The sequence below is a fragment of the Roseateles chitinivorans genome (genome assembly GCF_050632235.1).
Classification (GTDB): domain Bacteria; phylum Pseudomonadota; class Gammaproteobacteria; order Burkholderiales; family Burkholderiaceae_C; genus Roseateles; species Roseateles chitinivorans_A.
In genome coordinates this window covers 3,011,218-3,025,613 of record NZ_CP192584.1, presented here as the reverse complement: position 1 = coordinate 3,025,613, position 14,396 = coordinate 3,011,218, and the positions used below count along the sequence as shown (strand labels likewise).

At 69.9% G+C, this 14,396-nt stretch carries 10 protein-coding genes, 1 tRNA gene and 1 pseudogene; 7 read left to right on the top strand and 5 right to left on the bottom strand.

Annotated elements, in window-relative coordinates; genetic code table 11:
* Position 1 precedes the first annotated feature (1 nt).
* Complete coding sequence (locus ACQ859_RS13780; RefSeq protein ID WP_431266250.1) at positions 2-643, top strand: response regulator transcription factor; 642 nt, start codon at positions 2-4, stop codon at positions 641-643.
* Here the strand turns inward: ACQ859_RS13780 and ACQ859_RS13775 are convergent.
* Together ACQ859_RS13775 and ACQ859_RS13770 are read right to left on the bottom strand one after the other, a co-directional pair.
* Positions 627-3,881 (bottom strand): histidine kinase, encoded by a 3,255-nt coding sequence (locus ACQ859_RS13775; protein ID WP_431266249.1) that lies wholly within the window; start codon positions 3,879-3,881, stop codon positions 627-629. The genes ACQ859_RS13780 and ACQ859_RS13775 overlap by 17 nt on opposite strands.
* Before the next feature lie 300 nt (positions 3,882-4,181).
* Positions 4,182-4,976: a LysR family transcriptional regulator gene (locus ACQ859_RS13770; RefSeq protein ID WP_431266248.1), complete on the bottom strand. Its 795-nt coding sequence runs from the start codon at positions 4,974-4,976 to the stop codon at positions 4,182-4,184.
* 164 nt (positions 4,977-5,140) lie between these two features.
* On the opposite strand from ACQ859_RS13770, the gene ACQ859_RS13765 reads away from it, so the two are divergent.
* Positions 5,141-6,244, top strand: coding sequence for an NADH:flavin oxidoreductase/NADH oxidase (locus tag ACQ859_RS13765; RefSeq protein ID WP_431266247.1), 1,104 nt, complete (start codon positions 5,141-5,143; stop codon positions 6,242-6,244).
* Positions 6,245-6,283: 39 nt separating this feature from the next.
* Here the strand turns inward: ACQ859_RS13765 and ACQ859_RS13760 are convergent, their stop codons facing one another.
* Entirely contained in the window at positions 6,284-7,702 is a 1,419-nt protein-coding gene (locus ACQ859_RS13760; RefSeq protein WP_431266246.1) for a hypothetical protein, read from the bottom strand.
* Positions 7,703-7,705: 3 nt separating this feature from the next.
* Positions 7,706-9,157 carry a putative bifunctional diguanylate cyclase/phosphodiesterase gene (locus ACQ859_RS13755; protein WP_431266545.1) on the bottom strand — a complete coding sequence of 484 codons (1,452 nt, stop codon included), beginning with the start codon at positions 9,155-9,157 and terminating at the stop codon, positions 7,706-7,708.
* A gap of 270 nt (positions 9,158-9,427) precedes the next feature.
* On the opposite strand from ACQ859_RS13755, the pseudogene ACQ859_RS13750 reads away from it, so the two are divergent.
* Both ACQ859_RS13750 and ACQ859_RS13745 read left to right on the top strand, forming a co-directional pair.
* Positions 9,428-11,526 (top strand): annotated as a pseudogene (locus ACQ859_RS13750) (OPT family oligopeptide transporter).
* A 170-nt stretch (positions 11,527-11,696) separates the two neighbouring features.
* Positions 11,697-11,773 (top strand) — tRNA-Arg (locus ACQ859_RS13745).
* Positions 11,774-11,826: 53 nt separating this feature from the next.
* On the opposite strand, the gene ACQ859_RS13740 is transcribed toward ACQ859_RS13745, so the two are convergent.
* A complete protein-coding gene (locus ACQ859_RS13740) occupies positions 11,827-12,255 on the bottom strand; it encodes a hypothetical protein (protein WP_431266245.1) in 429 nt (142 codons plus the stop codon).
* A gap of 290 nt (positions 12,256-12,545) precedes the next feature.
* Between ACQ859_RS13740 and ACQ859_RS13735 the strand changes: the two genes are divergently transcribed.
* From ACQ859_RS13735 to ACQ859_RS13725, 3 genes are all read left to right on the top strand, one after another.
* Entirely contained in the window at positions 12,546-13,076 is a 531-nt protein-coding gene (locus tag ACQ859_RS13735) for a glycoside hydrolase family 108 protein (RefSeq protein ID WP_431266244.1), read from the top strand.
* Positions 13,077-13,139: 63 nt separating this feature from the next.
* The gene (locus ACQ859_RS13730) at positions 13,140-13,658 is read left to right on the top strand and encodes a DUF2589 domain-containing protein (RefSeq protein ID WP_431266243.1); all 519 of its coding nucleotides are present in this window, start codon (positions 13,140-13,142) and stop codon (positions 13,656-13,658) included.
* A gap of 113 nt (positions 13,659-13,771) precedes the next feature.
* Complete coding sequence (locus ACQ859_RS13725) at positions 13,772-14,389, top strand: DUF2589 domain-containing protein (RefSeq protein ID WP_431266242.1); 618 nt, start codon at positions 13,772-13,774, stop codon at positions 14,387-14,389.
* The last annotated feature ends 7 nt before the right edge of the window (positions 14,390-14,396 follow it).

Sequence of the window (14,396 nt, the reverse complement as noted above, 5' to 3'; positions counted from 1 at the left end):
CATGTCCCTGTCCCCCGAGCCTCCGATCCGACTGCTGGTCGTCGACGACCATCCGATGGTCCGCACCGGCATCGGCGCGGTGATCTCGGGGCAGCCGGACATGACGCTGGTCGCCGAGGCGGAGGACGGCCTCGAGGCCGTCGCGATGTTTGAGCGGCACCGGCCGGACGTCACGCTGATGGACCTGCAGATGCCGCGCATGAACGGGATGGTCGCGATGGGCGAGATCCTGCGGCGGTGGCCCTCGGCGCGCATCGTCGTGCTGACCACCTACCGCGGCGACGTGCAGGCCCTGCGCGCGCTCAAGATCGGGGCCTGGGGCTACCTGCTGAAGAACACCCTGCGCAAGGAGCTGGTGAACGCCGTGCGCGAGGTGCATGCCGGCCGCCGCTACGTCGCCGCGGAAGTGGCGCTGGAGCTGTCCCGCCGGGTCGCGGACGAGGCGCTGTCGGCCCGCGAGGTCGAGGTGCTCGCGGAAGTCGCCGCGGGCGGCGCCAACAAGCAGGTCGCGGACCGGCTGGGCGTATCGGAGGAGACGGTCAAGTCCCACATGAAGAACATCCTGGTCAAGCTCGGTGCCAGCGACCGGCTCCAGGCCGTCGTCATCGCGATGCGACGCGGGATCCTCAACGAGGAGCTCTGAGGGACCGGCCGGTCGATCGCGCCTGCGCCTGCGCCTGCGACCGCGACGCGGCACCGGTCAGCCGCTGCAGCCAGCTGCGACGCGGCCGCCGGTAGGCCAGGCGGGCCGGCACCCGCAGGCGCACGGTGGTGCCCCGCGTGCCGGAACGGATCTCCAGCGTCGCCCGCAGCCGGGCCGCTCGTTCGCGCATGCCGACCAGGCCCCAGCGGCCGCTGTGCCTGTGCGCCGTGTCGAAGCCGCGGCCGTCGTCCGACACCTGCAGCGTGAACGCCCGCGACGCGTGGACGATGTCCAGCCGCACCGTCGCGGCCTCGGCGTGGCGGAACGCGTTGTTCAGGGCCTCGGTGGCCAGGCGCTGGCATTCCTGCAGCACGATCGGATCGAGCGCCCTCGCCTCGCCCTGGACCTCAGCCACGAAGGCAATGCCCGTGTCCAAGGACCAGCGTTCGCCGATCAGGTGCAGGTCGGCGGCCAGATCGATCGACTCGTCCGCCGGCTCGCGCAGGTTCAGCACGGCGTCGCGGCCCAGCGCGGTAACCTCGTCGGCGCTGTCCAGCGCCTGCTCCATCAGCCTGCGCGCGGGCTCGTGCGCCGGGATGACCTCCATCGCGGAATGGAAGCGCAGCATCAGGCCCTGCACGGCCTGCAGGAAGGTGTCGTGGAGCTCGCGCGCGATCCGTTCGCGTTCCACCATGCGTTCCTCCAGCCGCAGCCGCAGCCGGTCGTTGACCGCGCGCAGACGCATCACGGACAGCCACCACAGCAGCGCGAGCGCCACCATCACGCACAGCACGAGGAACCATGGCGTCTGCACGAAGGCGGGCGGGATCACGACCTCGACGCCGGCGCCGGCGTCGCTCCACAGGCCATCGTTGTTGGAGGCCCCGACTTCGAACCGGTACCGTCCCGGTGCCAGGTCGCGGAAGTACACCTCGCGGTGATTGCCGATGTCCTGCCAGCCGGCGCTGGCGGCGCTGGCAGCGCTGCCGGTGTCTGCCGCGTCTGGCTGGGCGTCCGCGTCCACCAGGCGATAGCGGAAGCGCACCCGCTCCGGCATCGTGAGGCTGGTCGCGGTGAAGGTGATCTTGAGGTCGCGCGTGCGCAGCGGCAGTCGCGTCGGTGCCTCCGGGGAGAAGGGATAGACCGCGCCGTCCGCGAGGACCGACTTCAGCACCACCGTCGGAGCGACCGTGTTGCGCGGCCGTCGGGAGGGGTCGATCCACACCACGCCGTCCACCGTCGCGAACCAGATCCGCCCGTTGTTGCCCACGGCCGCATCCGGCACGCCGGGCAGTCCGTCCAGGTGATCGAGCAGCTCATGACGAACGCGACGGCCCGGCTCCGCGCGGGCCTCCCGCAACGCGTCGGCGCCCAGGCGGACCGCGCCCTCGACCGTGCTCAGCCACAGGTCGCCCGCGGCGGTCGGCACGATCCCCGTGACGCCGGTGAACGCGCCCTGCAACCCCTCGACGGCATGGAGCGCGCCGGATTCCTCCAGGCGCCACAGACCCTTCTGGCTGCCGATCCAGAGGGTCCGGCCCTGCTGCTCGAACACGGAGACCTCCCCGAGCGCGGGGACCCGCGGCGCAGGGGCGCTGGACGCGCTGGACGCGGTGGATGCGCCGGATGCCGCGGATGCTGCCGGCCCGGCGGCGACTGCGGTCGTGAACCGGTCCCCGTCCAGCACCTGGACCAGCCCGTCGTCGTAGCCGAACCAGACCCGTCCTGCGGGATCGGTGAACAGCGCGGTGACGTTGTGGCGGGGCATGTCGGTGCGTCCACCCCACAGCGTCCACTGATCGCCGATGACGCGGTACACGCCGACCCGCAGCACGGACACCCACATCGCGCCGTGCATGTCCTGCGTCATCGCCTCGATGCTCGAATAGGCGTAGCCGCCCGTGGCCACGGCGGCCGCGCCGCGCACCGACCGGCGCCAGCGCCCGTCGGGCCGTCGCTGCCAGATCGAATCGCCCGCCGCGATCCACAGTGTGCCCGCCGGGTCGGTGTAGACGACGTCGATGCCGATGTCGAAGTGCGGGTCGGTGGCGATGCGTTCCTCGATGCCCGGATGGGCGCGGGCGATGCGACCGGTCGAGGCCCCGATCCAGACGCCGCGATCCCCCGCCGGCGCGAGCGCGAATTCCATGGCCGCGGGCTCGAAGGGCAGCTTGCGCAGCGCGGGCGTGCGGATCCGCTCCAGGCCGCTTCGGGTCGCGAACCAGAGGTTGCCTTCGAGGTCCTCGAGGACCCGGCTGGTGAGCCCCGCGGGCAGCGAAACCGGTTCCGGCTGCTCCAGACGCGTCCCTGAAGGCGCGGTGCCGACCGGCCGCGGCGCCGGCGGGAAGCGCCCGCCGCCCTTGGGACCGCCGAACCACAGCTGCCCCGAGCGGTCGAAGCCGCAGCGGTTGTCGCCGAGGTCGACCGGACGGTCGACCCATGCGGGCACGCCTTGCATCGCCGACGGCGTCAGTGGTGGCGTCAGGGCCTGCACGCGGGCCGCCTGGCAGACCATGGCGGCGCCGTCGGGATGCAGCACCAGGTTGGAGAAGTTGCTCCCGCGTATCGTCACCGGCGACTGCTCGAAACGGCTGACGCCGTGCCGGAGCTGGTAGACGTGGTCGTTGCCCATGACCCACAGCGTGCGGTCGCGGTCCAGCACCATCGCATCCACGGGGTCGGCAGGCACGTTCCAGGCTGTGTTCACCGCCGTCCAGCGTCCGTGGTCGAGCCGGTACAGGCCGCGGGTGGTGCCGGCCCAGGGCACGCCGTCGCCGTCTTCGGCCAACGCGGTGAGGGACGCGCGGGGCAGCCCCTGCTCCGGGCCGTAGTTGACGAGCCGCCCCTGGTGCAGCCGGCTCACGCCGCCGAGGTGGTGCCCGATCCACAGGGCGCCGTCGGCGGTGACGTTCAACGCGTAGATGTCCTGCGACAGGAGCGGGACGCCGCCGGCACCCGTGAAGCGCTCGAACGCCACGCCGTCGAAACGGAACAGTCCGCCCGGCGAGCCCAGCCACAGGAAGCCGTCGGGCGTCTGGACCATGGCGGCGATGCCGGTGGGCACGCCTTCACGGACGGTCCACCGCGTCTGATAGAGCTCGGCGACGCTGTAATCCGCCGGCAGGGCCCAGGCCCCGGCGCAGTGCAGTGACGCCGCCACGACGACGGCGACCGCCTGCATCAGCCGGGTCCAGGCCTGGCTCAGGCGCCAGCCGAATCGTGGGCGGTCTCTGTTCACTCGCTGGTCTGTCGATGGCTGGCCCGTTGTCGGGAAGGACGCTCAAGGAGCGGGCGGATTATGGACGCGCAAGACCTGACCCCGCCGCGGGTCGTTTCGTACTCGTCGCCTTCGCACTCGTCGGCTTTGTGCCCGCCGGTTTCGTGGCTGCCGTCTTTGTGGCTGCCGTCTTCGTGGGCTCCTGCTTCGTCGTTGCCGGCTTCGGACTCGCCAGCTTGGGCGCCATCGCGCCCACGGTCTTGCGCAGGTGCTCCACCACATGCTGCGCGCGCGCCGACAGCGGCCATTCGGCGCGATGGATCATCCAGAGCGTGTCCACCACCGGCGAGCCGCAATCGAGCACCCGGATCTCGTCCTGACGGGGAAGGCGCGACGCGCGTGCTGCGTCAGCACGGTGAACCCCAGTCCGCGCGCCACCGGCTCGAGCAGCAGCCCGATCTGGTTGCTGAAGCCGCGCACCGGCAGGTCGCGCACGCCCGGCGAGCCGGGGAAATGCCGGCTCAGCAGGCGGTTGGCCATCGCCTGGCCGTCGGGGTGATCGATGAAGCCGATGCGGCGCAAGTCGTCCCATGACGCGCATTTCTCCGAGGCAGGCAGCACCAGCTCCAGCGGCTCCTCCAGGAAGGCGCAGCTCGCGAGCCGCGCGTCGTCCGGCCGCAGCGTCACCAAGCCGAGTTCGTAGCGGTTGTCCAGCACCGCCTGCAGCACGTCCGGGTCGGGCGCGAACCGGTGCCGCACCACCAGCCCCGGGCGCTGCGCCTGCAGGTCCAGCAGGTGCGGATACACGAACAAACCGATGCCGCCCGGCGTGATCATGCCGACCTCGCCCTGGCAGGCGTCCTCGTCGGCAAGACGGCCGCGCAGGCGCTGGTCGGCCTCGTCCAGCTCGCGCCAGTAGTCCAGCGTCGCCTGGCCCGCCGGGGTCAGTTCGATCGCGCGCGGGCGCCGGATCAGCAAGGGGCCCAGCGAGCCCTCCAGATGCCGCACGTGCTGGCTGACCGCCGCCTGCGTCAGGTCCAGCGCCTCCGCGGCACGCGTGAAGCTGCCCAGCCGCGCCAGGGTGGCGAAGCTCCGCAGCCATTGGGGATTCAGCATGGACGGCTCCCGTCTTTCATAAGCAAGTCTTATCACGGCAATAAGGCCACATCGCTTTTCATTATGGTCCGCAGTTCCTAGACTGCCGCCTCCGCAGGTCTTTCCCGCCTGCCCTGTCCCCTTCCCTGACCCCCTTCCTTCCCCCTCTCCTCCTCAAGGTCCCCATGTCCAGCTTGTTCTCCCCGTTCACCCTCAAGGACGTCGTCCTGCGCAACCGCATCGCCGTGCCGCCGATGTGCCAGTACAGCGCCACCGACGGCCTGGTCAACGACTGGCACCTGACGCACTACGCCGGCCTGGCGCGCGGCGGCGCGGGACTGGTGATCGTCGAGGCCACCGGCGTCGCCCCCGAAGGCCGCATCACGCCGGCCTGCCTGGGCCTGTGGAACGACGAGCAGGCTGCCGGCCTCGCCCGCGTCGCCGCCGCCATCGCCTCGTTCGGTGCGGTGCCCGGCATCCAGATCGGCCACGCCGGCCGCAAGGCCAGCGCCCACAAGCCCTGGGAGGGCGACGACCACATCGCCGCCGGCGATCCGCGCGGCTGGGCCACGCTGTCGCCGTCGGCCGTGCCCTTCGGCAAGGGCCTGCCGCAGGTGCCCAAGGCGATGGACAAGGACGACATCGCCCGCGTCCAGGCCGACTTCGTCGCCGCCGCGGTGCGCGCCCGCGACGCCGGCTTCCGCTGGCTGGAACTGCACTTCGCCCACGGCTACCTGGCGCAGAGCTTCTTCTCCGTCCACGCCAACCAGCGCGACGACGAGTTCGGCGGCAGCGCCGAGAACCGCGGCCGCTTCCTGCTGGAGACGCTGCGGGCCGTGCGCCAGGTCTGGCCGGAGCACCTGCCGCTGACGGCGCGTTTCGGCGTGATCGAGTACGACGGCCGCGACGAGCAGACGCTCGCCGAAGCCATCGGCCTGACGCGCGCGATGAAGGCCGAGGGACTCGACCTGCTGAGCGTCAGCGTCGGCTTCTCCACGCCCGAGGCGCAGGTGCCCTGGGGCCCGGCCTTCCTCGGCCCGATCGCGCAGCGCGTGCGCCGCGAGACGGGACTGCCGGTCGCGTCCGCCTGGGGCTTCCACACGCCGCAACTGGCGGAACAGGCCGTGGCCGACGGCCAGTTGGACCTGGTGATGATCGGCCGCGCGCTGCTGGCCAATCCGCACTGGCCCTACCAGGCCGCGCAGGAGCTGAAGAAGGACAAGCCGACGTGGGTGCTGCCCGCGCCGTATGCGCACTGGCTGGAGCGTTATCAGCCGCAGCGCGGCTGAAGCCCTCGGGGCACCCCGCCGCCACGCGACGGGGTGCGGTCACAGCGGATACGAATAGCCCTGCTGGATCGCGCGCTCGTAGGTGCAGACCTCGATCGCGTCCCGGCGGCTGTCGAGGTAATCCAGCAGGCCGGTGAACTTCGCGAACTGCGCCGCGTTGCCCGACGGGATCACGTGGAAGACGAAGATCGCCAGCCCCCGGCTGGCTGCCGCGTAGCTGGCGAAGTTGATCAGGTCGGCGCCGGTGTTGACGTTCAGGTCGATGCCCAGCGCCGTCACGTAGTTCGGATCCGCGATCGGGAAGGTTTCCGGCAGCACGACCTTGGCCGTGATGGAGCCGCTCGCGCCGACGTTGAACCCGCGCATCCCCATCGGGAAGTTGGTCCGGCGCGCGGCCTTCCAGTCCAGCGCATTGGGCGAGTTGTTGGAGAAGTAGGACCCCATCCCGCCCCCGTTGACCCCGAGCGCCACCCACAACGCGCGTTGCGAGGCCATCTCCGACATCGCCTGATCGCCGCCGAAGGGCGGGTTCTCCGTCGACCAGGCCTGGGAGGCCACCTGCCAGCCGTGCAGCCGGCAGAGCTTCTGCATCTGCGCGACGCTCATCTGGAACTGGTCCGGACCGGCGCGCAGCATCGCGGCGACCGCGCCCGGGAACAGCGTGCCCGGGAAGCCGCGCTTCGCGAGTTCGAAGGAGGCGTCGGTCCAGGTGTCCGCGCGGCAGTCGTCGAAGGCGATCACCGCGGCCGCGCGGTTCAACTGCTTGGGGCAGACGAAGACGCCGCCCAGCAGGATCTGGGTGCCGACCGACACGCCGCCGAGCCGTGCGCCCGCATGCGTGATCGCCGCGATGTCGCTCAACTGCGCGTTACCGAAGGCCGTGAAGTCCTCGATCGCGAAACCGAGCACCTGCCATTCGAGCGTGGCGTTCCAGTTCACGCGCGTGCATTGCAGGTAGTTCCCGCCGCTCGCATTGACCGTCCCGCCGGTGTAGAGCCGGATGCCCGCGGTGATGCTGCCCGGGCCCGAGGCGCCGCCCGGCAGCACCTTGAAGGCGAGGTAGACGTTGCAACCCGTCAGGTTGAGGGCGGGCAGCGGCGCGCCGGCCGGGATCGCCGTGACGGCGGCGCCCGATCCCAGCGTGATGCGCGGACTCGTGCCCATGTTGGCCGGGTAGGCGCTGGACGCGGTGTTGCCGATGTACGGGTCGGAGGTGTCGTCGGCCTTGGTCGCGCCACCGGTCAGCGCGGTCGGCGTGGCGGCGGCCGTCGTGAACAGGCCCAGGTTGCGACGCTTGGGCCAGAAGGTCGGCGGCGGCGCCGATGGGCCGGAGATCAGCGGCAGGTCGAAGGCGCCGGCGACGACGTCGGGCGGCGTCACCAGGGTCGAGGTCGACACCTCGGGATCTAACGCCGCCGCGTTCGGCGGCTGGAGGGGATCCGGGGTGTCGTCGATCATGGGTCAGTGCCTCGCTACATCCAGCGGCACGGCCGCGGTCTCCACGAAGATCGAGGGACGGAAGCCCTCGGTGGTCTGGCCGCTGGCCGCCTTGCCCGAATCCGAGGCAAGGATCTCGATCGCCAGCGCCGACATCGGCTTCGCGAACAGGTAACCCTGCAGTTCGTCGCAGCCCATCGCGACGAGCTGGTCGCGCTGTGCCGGCGTCTCCACGCCCTCCGCCACGACCTTCAGCTGCAGCACCCGCGCCATCTCGATGACGGCGCGCACGATGGCCTGCGCCTCGACGCTGGTCGCCACGTCGGCGACGAAGCTGCTGTCGATCTTGAGCTCCTGCGCCGGCAGCTGGCGCAGCGAGGCCAGGCTCGAATACCCGGTGCCGAAATCGTCGATCGAGATGTGCACGCCCAAGGCGCCCAGCCGCTTGAACGCGCGTCCGGTGACGGTGGCGTGTTCCATCGCGACGGACTCGGTGATCTCGACGGTGAAGCGCTCGGGCCGCAGGCGGTGTTTCTTCAGGCCCTTCTCGAGCCGGACGATGAAGTCGTCCGACCGCATCTGGTAGCCCGACACGTTGATCGCCACGCGCATGCGCAGGCCCATCTCGCGCCAGCGCGCGGCCTGGGCCAGCGCCGTGTCCGCCACCCAGTCGCCGATCGCGTCGATGACGCCGTAGCGCTCGGCGATCGGGATGAAGCGCGACGGGCTGACCATGCCCAGCGTCGGATGCCGCCAGCGCAGCAGCGCCTCCACGGCGGTGACCTGCAGGGTCTGGGCGTTCATCTTCGGCTGGTAGACCAGCTCGAGTTCCCTGTTCTTGATCGACTCGCGCAGCTCGCGCGCCAGCGTCAGTTCCTCGCGGAGCTCCTCTTCCTGCACCGCGTCGAAGAACGCATGGCCGTTGCCGCCCAGGCGCTTCACCGAGCGCATCGCCGTCTGCGCGCGCCGGATCAGCCGGATCGAGCTGCCGTGTTCGGGCGACATCGCCACGCCCACCGACAGGCCCACGCGCAACGGCGTCGTCCCGATCAAGGCGGCGGCGCCCAGGCTTTCGAGGACCTGGCGCACGAGCGCATCGGTCTGCGCCGGCGGCACTTCGCTCCAGAGGGCGAACTCATCCCCCGCGAGCCGCCCGATGAGGGCCTTCTTGCCGCCGATCTGCCGCAGCCGTTCGGCGGTGCGCACCAGCAGCTGGTCGCCGAACTCCTTGCCGTGTTCGTCGTTGACGAGGCGGAAGCCGTCCAGTCCGATGTACAGCAGGCAGCCCTTGCCTTCGCGGCGTTGGAGCCCGTCCAGCGTGGCGGCGAACTCGTCCTCGAAGCGGCGGGCCAGCAGCAGCCCCGTGAGCCGGTCCCGTTGACGCCGGCGACCGACGCGACCGAACCGCCCCTGGGCCGCCATCAGCAGGCCCAGAGTCAGTGCGACGCCCAGCAGGACGCCCAGCAGAACCCACATCAGCGTCAACAACAACTCCGGAAGCACGGGGAGGAAGTTCACATGCTAGGGGCTGAACGCGCTTTCGTGGGCGCCCGTTCGTCTTCAGCACCGGAATGCGGGGGCAGGTCTGACCAGCGGGCCTCGCGTGGCGTGAAGAACTCGGCGTGACCCGGGCGATCGGCGCCGGAGCACCCCGTCAGGCGAGGCGTGCGCGCGACACCCCACCCTTTGGGGCGATAGGCAAGCGCCGATAGGTGGAAACCCCATGCGCACGGTCATGTCAGCACGATGTCAGGCAGAGACAATGCGCGCTGTTTTTTTGTTTCAAAACTGCGCCTTTTCCTGGTCACGAGCCGGGTGGCGGGCGCGACAACGGACCAACCCGGAAAGATCGAGCACAGCATGGCGCTACAGCATTTGACCGACGAGCAGGTGCAGACCTGGTCGCGCGCGCAGAAGGACGAGTGGTGGTTCAAGAACGTCTTCCGCGGCGACATGGCGCAACTCTCGCTGCGCTCCGGCTTCACCGGCTTCCTGCTGGGCGGCATCCTGGCGGCGACCTCGCTGTACATCGGCGGCAAGACCGGCATCAGCGTCGGCGTGGGGCTGACCTCGGTGATCCTGGCCTTCGCGATGTTCCGCATCTTCGCGACGCTGGGCTGGGCGTCCGACTACACGATCCTGGAGAACAACTGCACCCAGTCGATCGCGACGGCCGCGGGCTACGTGGTCTCGCCGCTGTTCTCGTCGCTGGCGGCCTACATGCTGGTGGTGGACCGCATCGTGCCGTGGTGGCAGATGATCATCTGGATGGTCGTGATCGCCGTGCTGGGCGTGCTGGTGGCCTTCCCGATGAAGCGGCGCTTCATCAACGAGGACCAGCTCCCTTCCCTGAAGGCCGCGCCTGCGGCGTGGTGCTGGACTCGCTGTACACCGGCGAGGGCGGCGAAGGCATCTACAAGGCCAAGCTGCTGGCCAAGGTCGCCGGCGCCGCCGCGCTGTACCAGGCCATCGTGAGCGACGGCTGGATGAAGCTGCTGCAGTTCAAGATCCTGCGCATGGACAAATGGGCCGGCATGACCGAGCCCTGGACCTTCCATGAGCGGCTGGACCAGTACTACTACGGCCTGGCGGCCAAGGCCGAGATCTGGATCCCCAAGATCCTGGGCACCGACATCCGCGCGCTGGGCCTGCGCCTGACGCTGGACGCGGCGATGCTGGGCGTCGGCGGCCTGATGGGCATCGCGGTGGCGACGAGCTGCCTGCTGGGCGCCTTCGTCAACTTCGTGGTGCTGGCGCCGATCATGATCCAGGCCGGCGACATCGTGCAGCGCGTGGGCCCGACCGGCGCGCTGATCCCGATCTCGCGCGTGGAGATCGTCAACCAGTGGTCGATGTGGTGGGGCGTGGCGATGATGGTCGCGGGCTCGCTGACGACGCTGCTGGCCAAGCCCGACCTGTTCCTGGCGGTGTTCAAGGTCTTCAAGAAGAAGCCCGAAGGCAAGAGCGAGGGCAGCGACCTGCTGAACCACATCGAGGTGCCGCTGTGGATCTCCTTCGTGGGCGTGCCGGTCTTCGGCGTGCTGGCGGCGTGGACCTCGCACGCGTTCTTCGGCGTGCCCTTCCTGATGGCGCTGATCTCGCTGCCGCTGATCTTCGTGCTGACGGTGATCTGCACCAACTCGATGGCGCTGACCTCGTGGACGCCCACGGGCGCGCTGTCCAAGATCACGCAGTTCACGATGGGCGCGATCGACCGCTCCAACCCGGCGTCCAACCTGGTGCCGGCGGGGATGACGGCGGAGATCGCGTCGAATGCGGCCAACCTGCTGAGCGACATCAAGCCGGGCTACATGCTGGGCGGCAAGCCGCGCCATCAGGCGATCGGCCATGTGATCGGCATCGTGGCGGGCGTGCTGTTCTGCGTGCCGCTGTTCTTCCTGCTGTTCGTGCCGAAGAACGCCGATGGCGTGCGTTCGACGTCGACCATCCTCTCGGAGCAGTTCTCGATGCCTGCGGCCGTGCAATGGCGCGGTGTGGCGGAGATCATCGCCAACGGCCTGCACAGCCTGCCGGCCTCGGCGCTGATCACGATGGCGATCGCGGCGATCTGCGCGGTGGTGATCGAGGTCATCAAGATGGCGACCAAGGGCAAGTTCCCGCTGTCGTCGGTGGCGATCGGCCTGGGCGTGGTGCTGCCGCCGGAGTCGACCTTCGCGATGTGGGTCGGCGCCATGATGTTCTTCGTCATGGGCAAGCTCTACAAGACGCCGGGCACCAAGGGCTGGAAGCGCTGGGTGGACGGCTGCGAGCCGATCTGCGCGGGCCTGATCTCGGGCGCGGCGCTGATGGGCATCGGCAACGCGATCGTCAACGTGCTGATCTGAGTTTGAGCTTATCGACAGTCGATCGGACAAGGATCGACTTGGAACCTTTCCACGCCCGGCGTTGACGGCGGATCGCGTGGCACAATTCGGGCCCTTCGGCAGGCGTGGGAACGCCTTCCAAGGGCCCGAAGTCTTTTCTGGACGCCGGGCGGTCGTTTACCGATTTCAGTCTGCCCGTAGCTCAACTGGATAGAGCAGCTGCCTTCTAAGCAGCAGGTCGGGGGTTCGAGTCCCTCCGGGCAGGCCACGCCCAGCGCGTCCAGCCGCGCCGATCCGTGCCGGCTCGCGGCCTGCCGCCGCTCACCGCGTGCCGGCGCTGCAGCAGTAGGCCAGCAGGAAGGTGTCCTTGCTGCCGTTGCCGCTGACCGACGCGCGCATCTCCTGGTTCAGCTTGGCCATCGCCGCCGTGACCGGATCGGGATCCGACAGGCCCGCGGTGTTGAAGTCGTGCACGACCAGCTGAACCACCTTGCCGTCCACCGTCTTCGGCTTGGCCAGCGCACGATCCTCGTTGGCGAACTTCTCCTCGCGCGTCGCGACCGCGCCGACCTTGCCGCGGCAGTAGCCGTGCGTGCCGGACATGATGTGGAGGGTGTGCCCCTCCCCGCGCAGCTGCGAGGCGATGGTCTCCAGGGCCTTGGCCACGTCCTTGACGCTGCAGGGATCGTGGAAGCCCCAGATCTGCACGGCGGCGGGCGTGGCGGCGGTGATGTTCACAAGGGTGGGCATCTGTCTCTCCTTTGAAGAGGTGGAAGGAAACGCATCCGGGATGGATGCGCCTTCATTCGATGCCGCCGCCGTCCGGCGCAGAACCGGCGCGGCGCCGAGGCGCACCTTCCAAGTTGCCGAGCCCGCCTCGGCCATTGCCACCCTCGGCTCGCGGCACCGCGCCGCTGCCCCGCGAGGCCTCCTCTGCCGACGATGCGTCCCATGCCGCCGGGCCCCGCAGCCCTCGCGGCGACGCCGGCCGCTCCGGTCCGGACCTTCCTTCGTCGATCCCAACCCCGAGGTGTCACGCCATGGCCGTGTTCAACGATTACCTGCCCACCCTGCTCCGATTCGAGGGCGGCTACGTCAACGACCCCGACGACCCCGGCGGTCCGACCAACATGGGCATCACGCTCAGGAGCTTCGAGTCGATAGGGCCGTCGCTGGGCTTCACCGACACCAGCCTGGAGGCGCTGCGCCGCCTCACGCCCGACGAGGCCGGCCGCTTCTACAAGCCCAAGTACTGGGACGTGGTGGACGCCGATGCGATTCCGCTGCAGGCGCTGGCCGAGATGCTGGTCGACTTCCACGTCAACGCCGGCGGCAACGCGATCCGCGAGCTGCAGCAGCTGCTCAACGAGCACGGCGCGTCGCTGCGCGCCGACGGCGCCTGGGGACCGATGACCGCCGGCGCCCTCGCCCGGCTCGATCCCGTCATCGCCTACCGCGGACTGCGCGCGCGCCGCGTCGCGTACTACGAGCGCCTCGTCGCGCAGCGCCCCGTGCTGGGCAAGTACCTCAAAGGCTGGCTCCGGCGCGTCGACACCTTCCCGGTGCTCTGACGCCTCGCCACAGCCCGCCGATCCCGCCACTCCGCCACACATCCCCCAGGGAAGGACCCTGCCATGAGCTCACGTGTCGACTTGAAAGACCTCATCGAGGCGCTCGCCGGCGCCGTCATCGATGCCCAGGACCGCATCGAGCAGCACCAGATCGCCAAGCTGGGCCAGTACTTCGACGACGACAACCGCCCGCGCACCGTCGTCATGCGGCTGCCGTCGATGCAGCCGGACGCGGCGCCGGGCACCGAGGACCTGTACCGCGCGCCCCTGCTCGGTCTGGTGCCCGCCAACGCGCTGAAGATCAAGGACGTCGAGATGCGCTTCGACGTCGATCTCGGCGTGCTCTCCGACGACGCGTTGCCGGACGCCCGCCCCTCCGCCACCGGCAGCGACTGGCAGGGCGCGTCCGGTCCTGTCCGCAAAAGCGTCCAGGTGCACACCCGAGGCCCGCTGGTGGGCAAGCGCAGCACCGCGCACGTGGTGCTGCGCGTCGAGGGCTGCGAGCCCACCGAGGGCCACGCGCGCCTGGTGGGCCAGCTCAACCAGGTGCAGGGCGTCTTCGACACGCAACAGCCGCAATGACGGCGCGGCCGGCGTCCCGCCGGCCCGCCCACGGATCGGCGGGCGGCACCGCCGATGCCGGCGCCGCAGCGGTTGCGGCGTCGCAATGATCCTGCCGATTCAAGGAGAAACGAATGGCTACCGATCTCATCAACATCGCCGACCAGTACAAGGGCCTGCCCATGGGCGAGCTCATCGGCTCGCCGCTGACGGCCGCCTGCGACGCGCAGATCCGGCTGGCGAAGGCGACCGCGGACTTCATCCAGACGGTGGGCTTCGACCTCGACGCCAGCGGCAACCCCGGCGCCACGCGCCAGGTCAACTTCAACTTCAAGCGGCCGACCGCCAACACCAACACGCCCGACGGCAAGTTCTACGAAGAGCAGGTCGAGCTCAGCGTGCCGCTGCTGGCGATCGTGAAGGTGCCCAACCTGAGCATCACCAAGGTGGACATCGTTTTCGACATGGAAGTGAAGTCGTCCTTCGCGTCCAAGGAGGCCACCTCCGCGCAGGGCAGCATGACCGCCAACGCGAGCGTCGGCTTCGGCCCCTTCAAGGCCTCGGTGACGGTCAGCGGCTCGGTGTCCTCGCACAAGGAGAACACGCGCACGTCGGACAACTCCGCGAAGTACCACGTCGAGGTCCATGCGGTCGACGACGGCATGCCTGAAGGGCTGGCCCGCGTGATGGACATCCTGCAGTCCGCCGTGGCCCCGCGCAAGGTCGGCACGCCGACCGAAGTCACGCCGTGATGCGGCG

What these genes read in the sequence shown, in the direction of transcription:
- ACQ859_RS13730 (WP_431266243.1), top strand. Translation starts at nt 13,140, where the DNA reads ATGAGCTCACGTGTCGACTTGAAAGACCTCATCGAGGCGCTCGCCGGC.
- ACQ859_RS13780 (WP_431266250.1), top strand. Translation starts at nt 2, where the DNA reads ATGTCCCTGTCCCCCGAGCCTCCGATCCGACTGCTGGTCGTCGACGAC.
- ACQ859_RS13725 (WP_431266242.1), top strand. Translation starts at nt 13,772, where the DNA reads ATGGCTACCGATCTCATCAACATCGCCGACCAGTACAAGGGCCTGCCC.
- ACQ859_RS13760 (WP_431266246.1), bottom strand. Translation starts at nt 7,702, where the DNA reads ATGATCGACGACACCCCGGATCCCCTCCAGCCGCCGAACGCGGCGGCG.
- ACQ859_RS13755 (WP_431266545.1), bottom strand. Translation starts at nt 9,157, where the DNA reads ATGTGGGTTCTGCTGGGCGTCCTGCTGGGCGTCGCACTGACTCTGGGC.
- ACQ859_RS13765 (WP_431266247.1), top strand. Translation starts at nt 5,141, where the DNA reads ATGTCCAGCTTGTTCTCCCCGTTCACCCTCAAGGACGTCGTCCTGCGC.
- ACQ859_RS13770 (WP_431266248.1), bottom strand. Translation starts at nt 4,976, where the DNA reads ATGCTGAATCCCCAATGGCTGCGGAGCTTCGCCACCCTGGCGCGGCTG.
- ACQ859_RS13735 (WP_431266244.1), top strand. Translation starts at nt 12,546, where the DNA reads ATGGCCGTGTTCAACGATTACCTGCCCACCCTGCTCCGATTCGAGGGC.
- ACQ859_RS13740 (WP_431266245.1), bottom strand. Translation starts at nt 12,255, where the DNA reads ATGCCCACCCTTGTGAACATCACCGCCGCCACGCCCGCCGCCGTGCAG.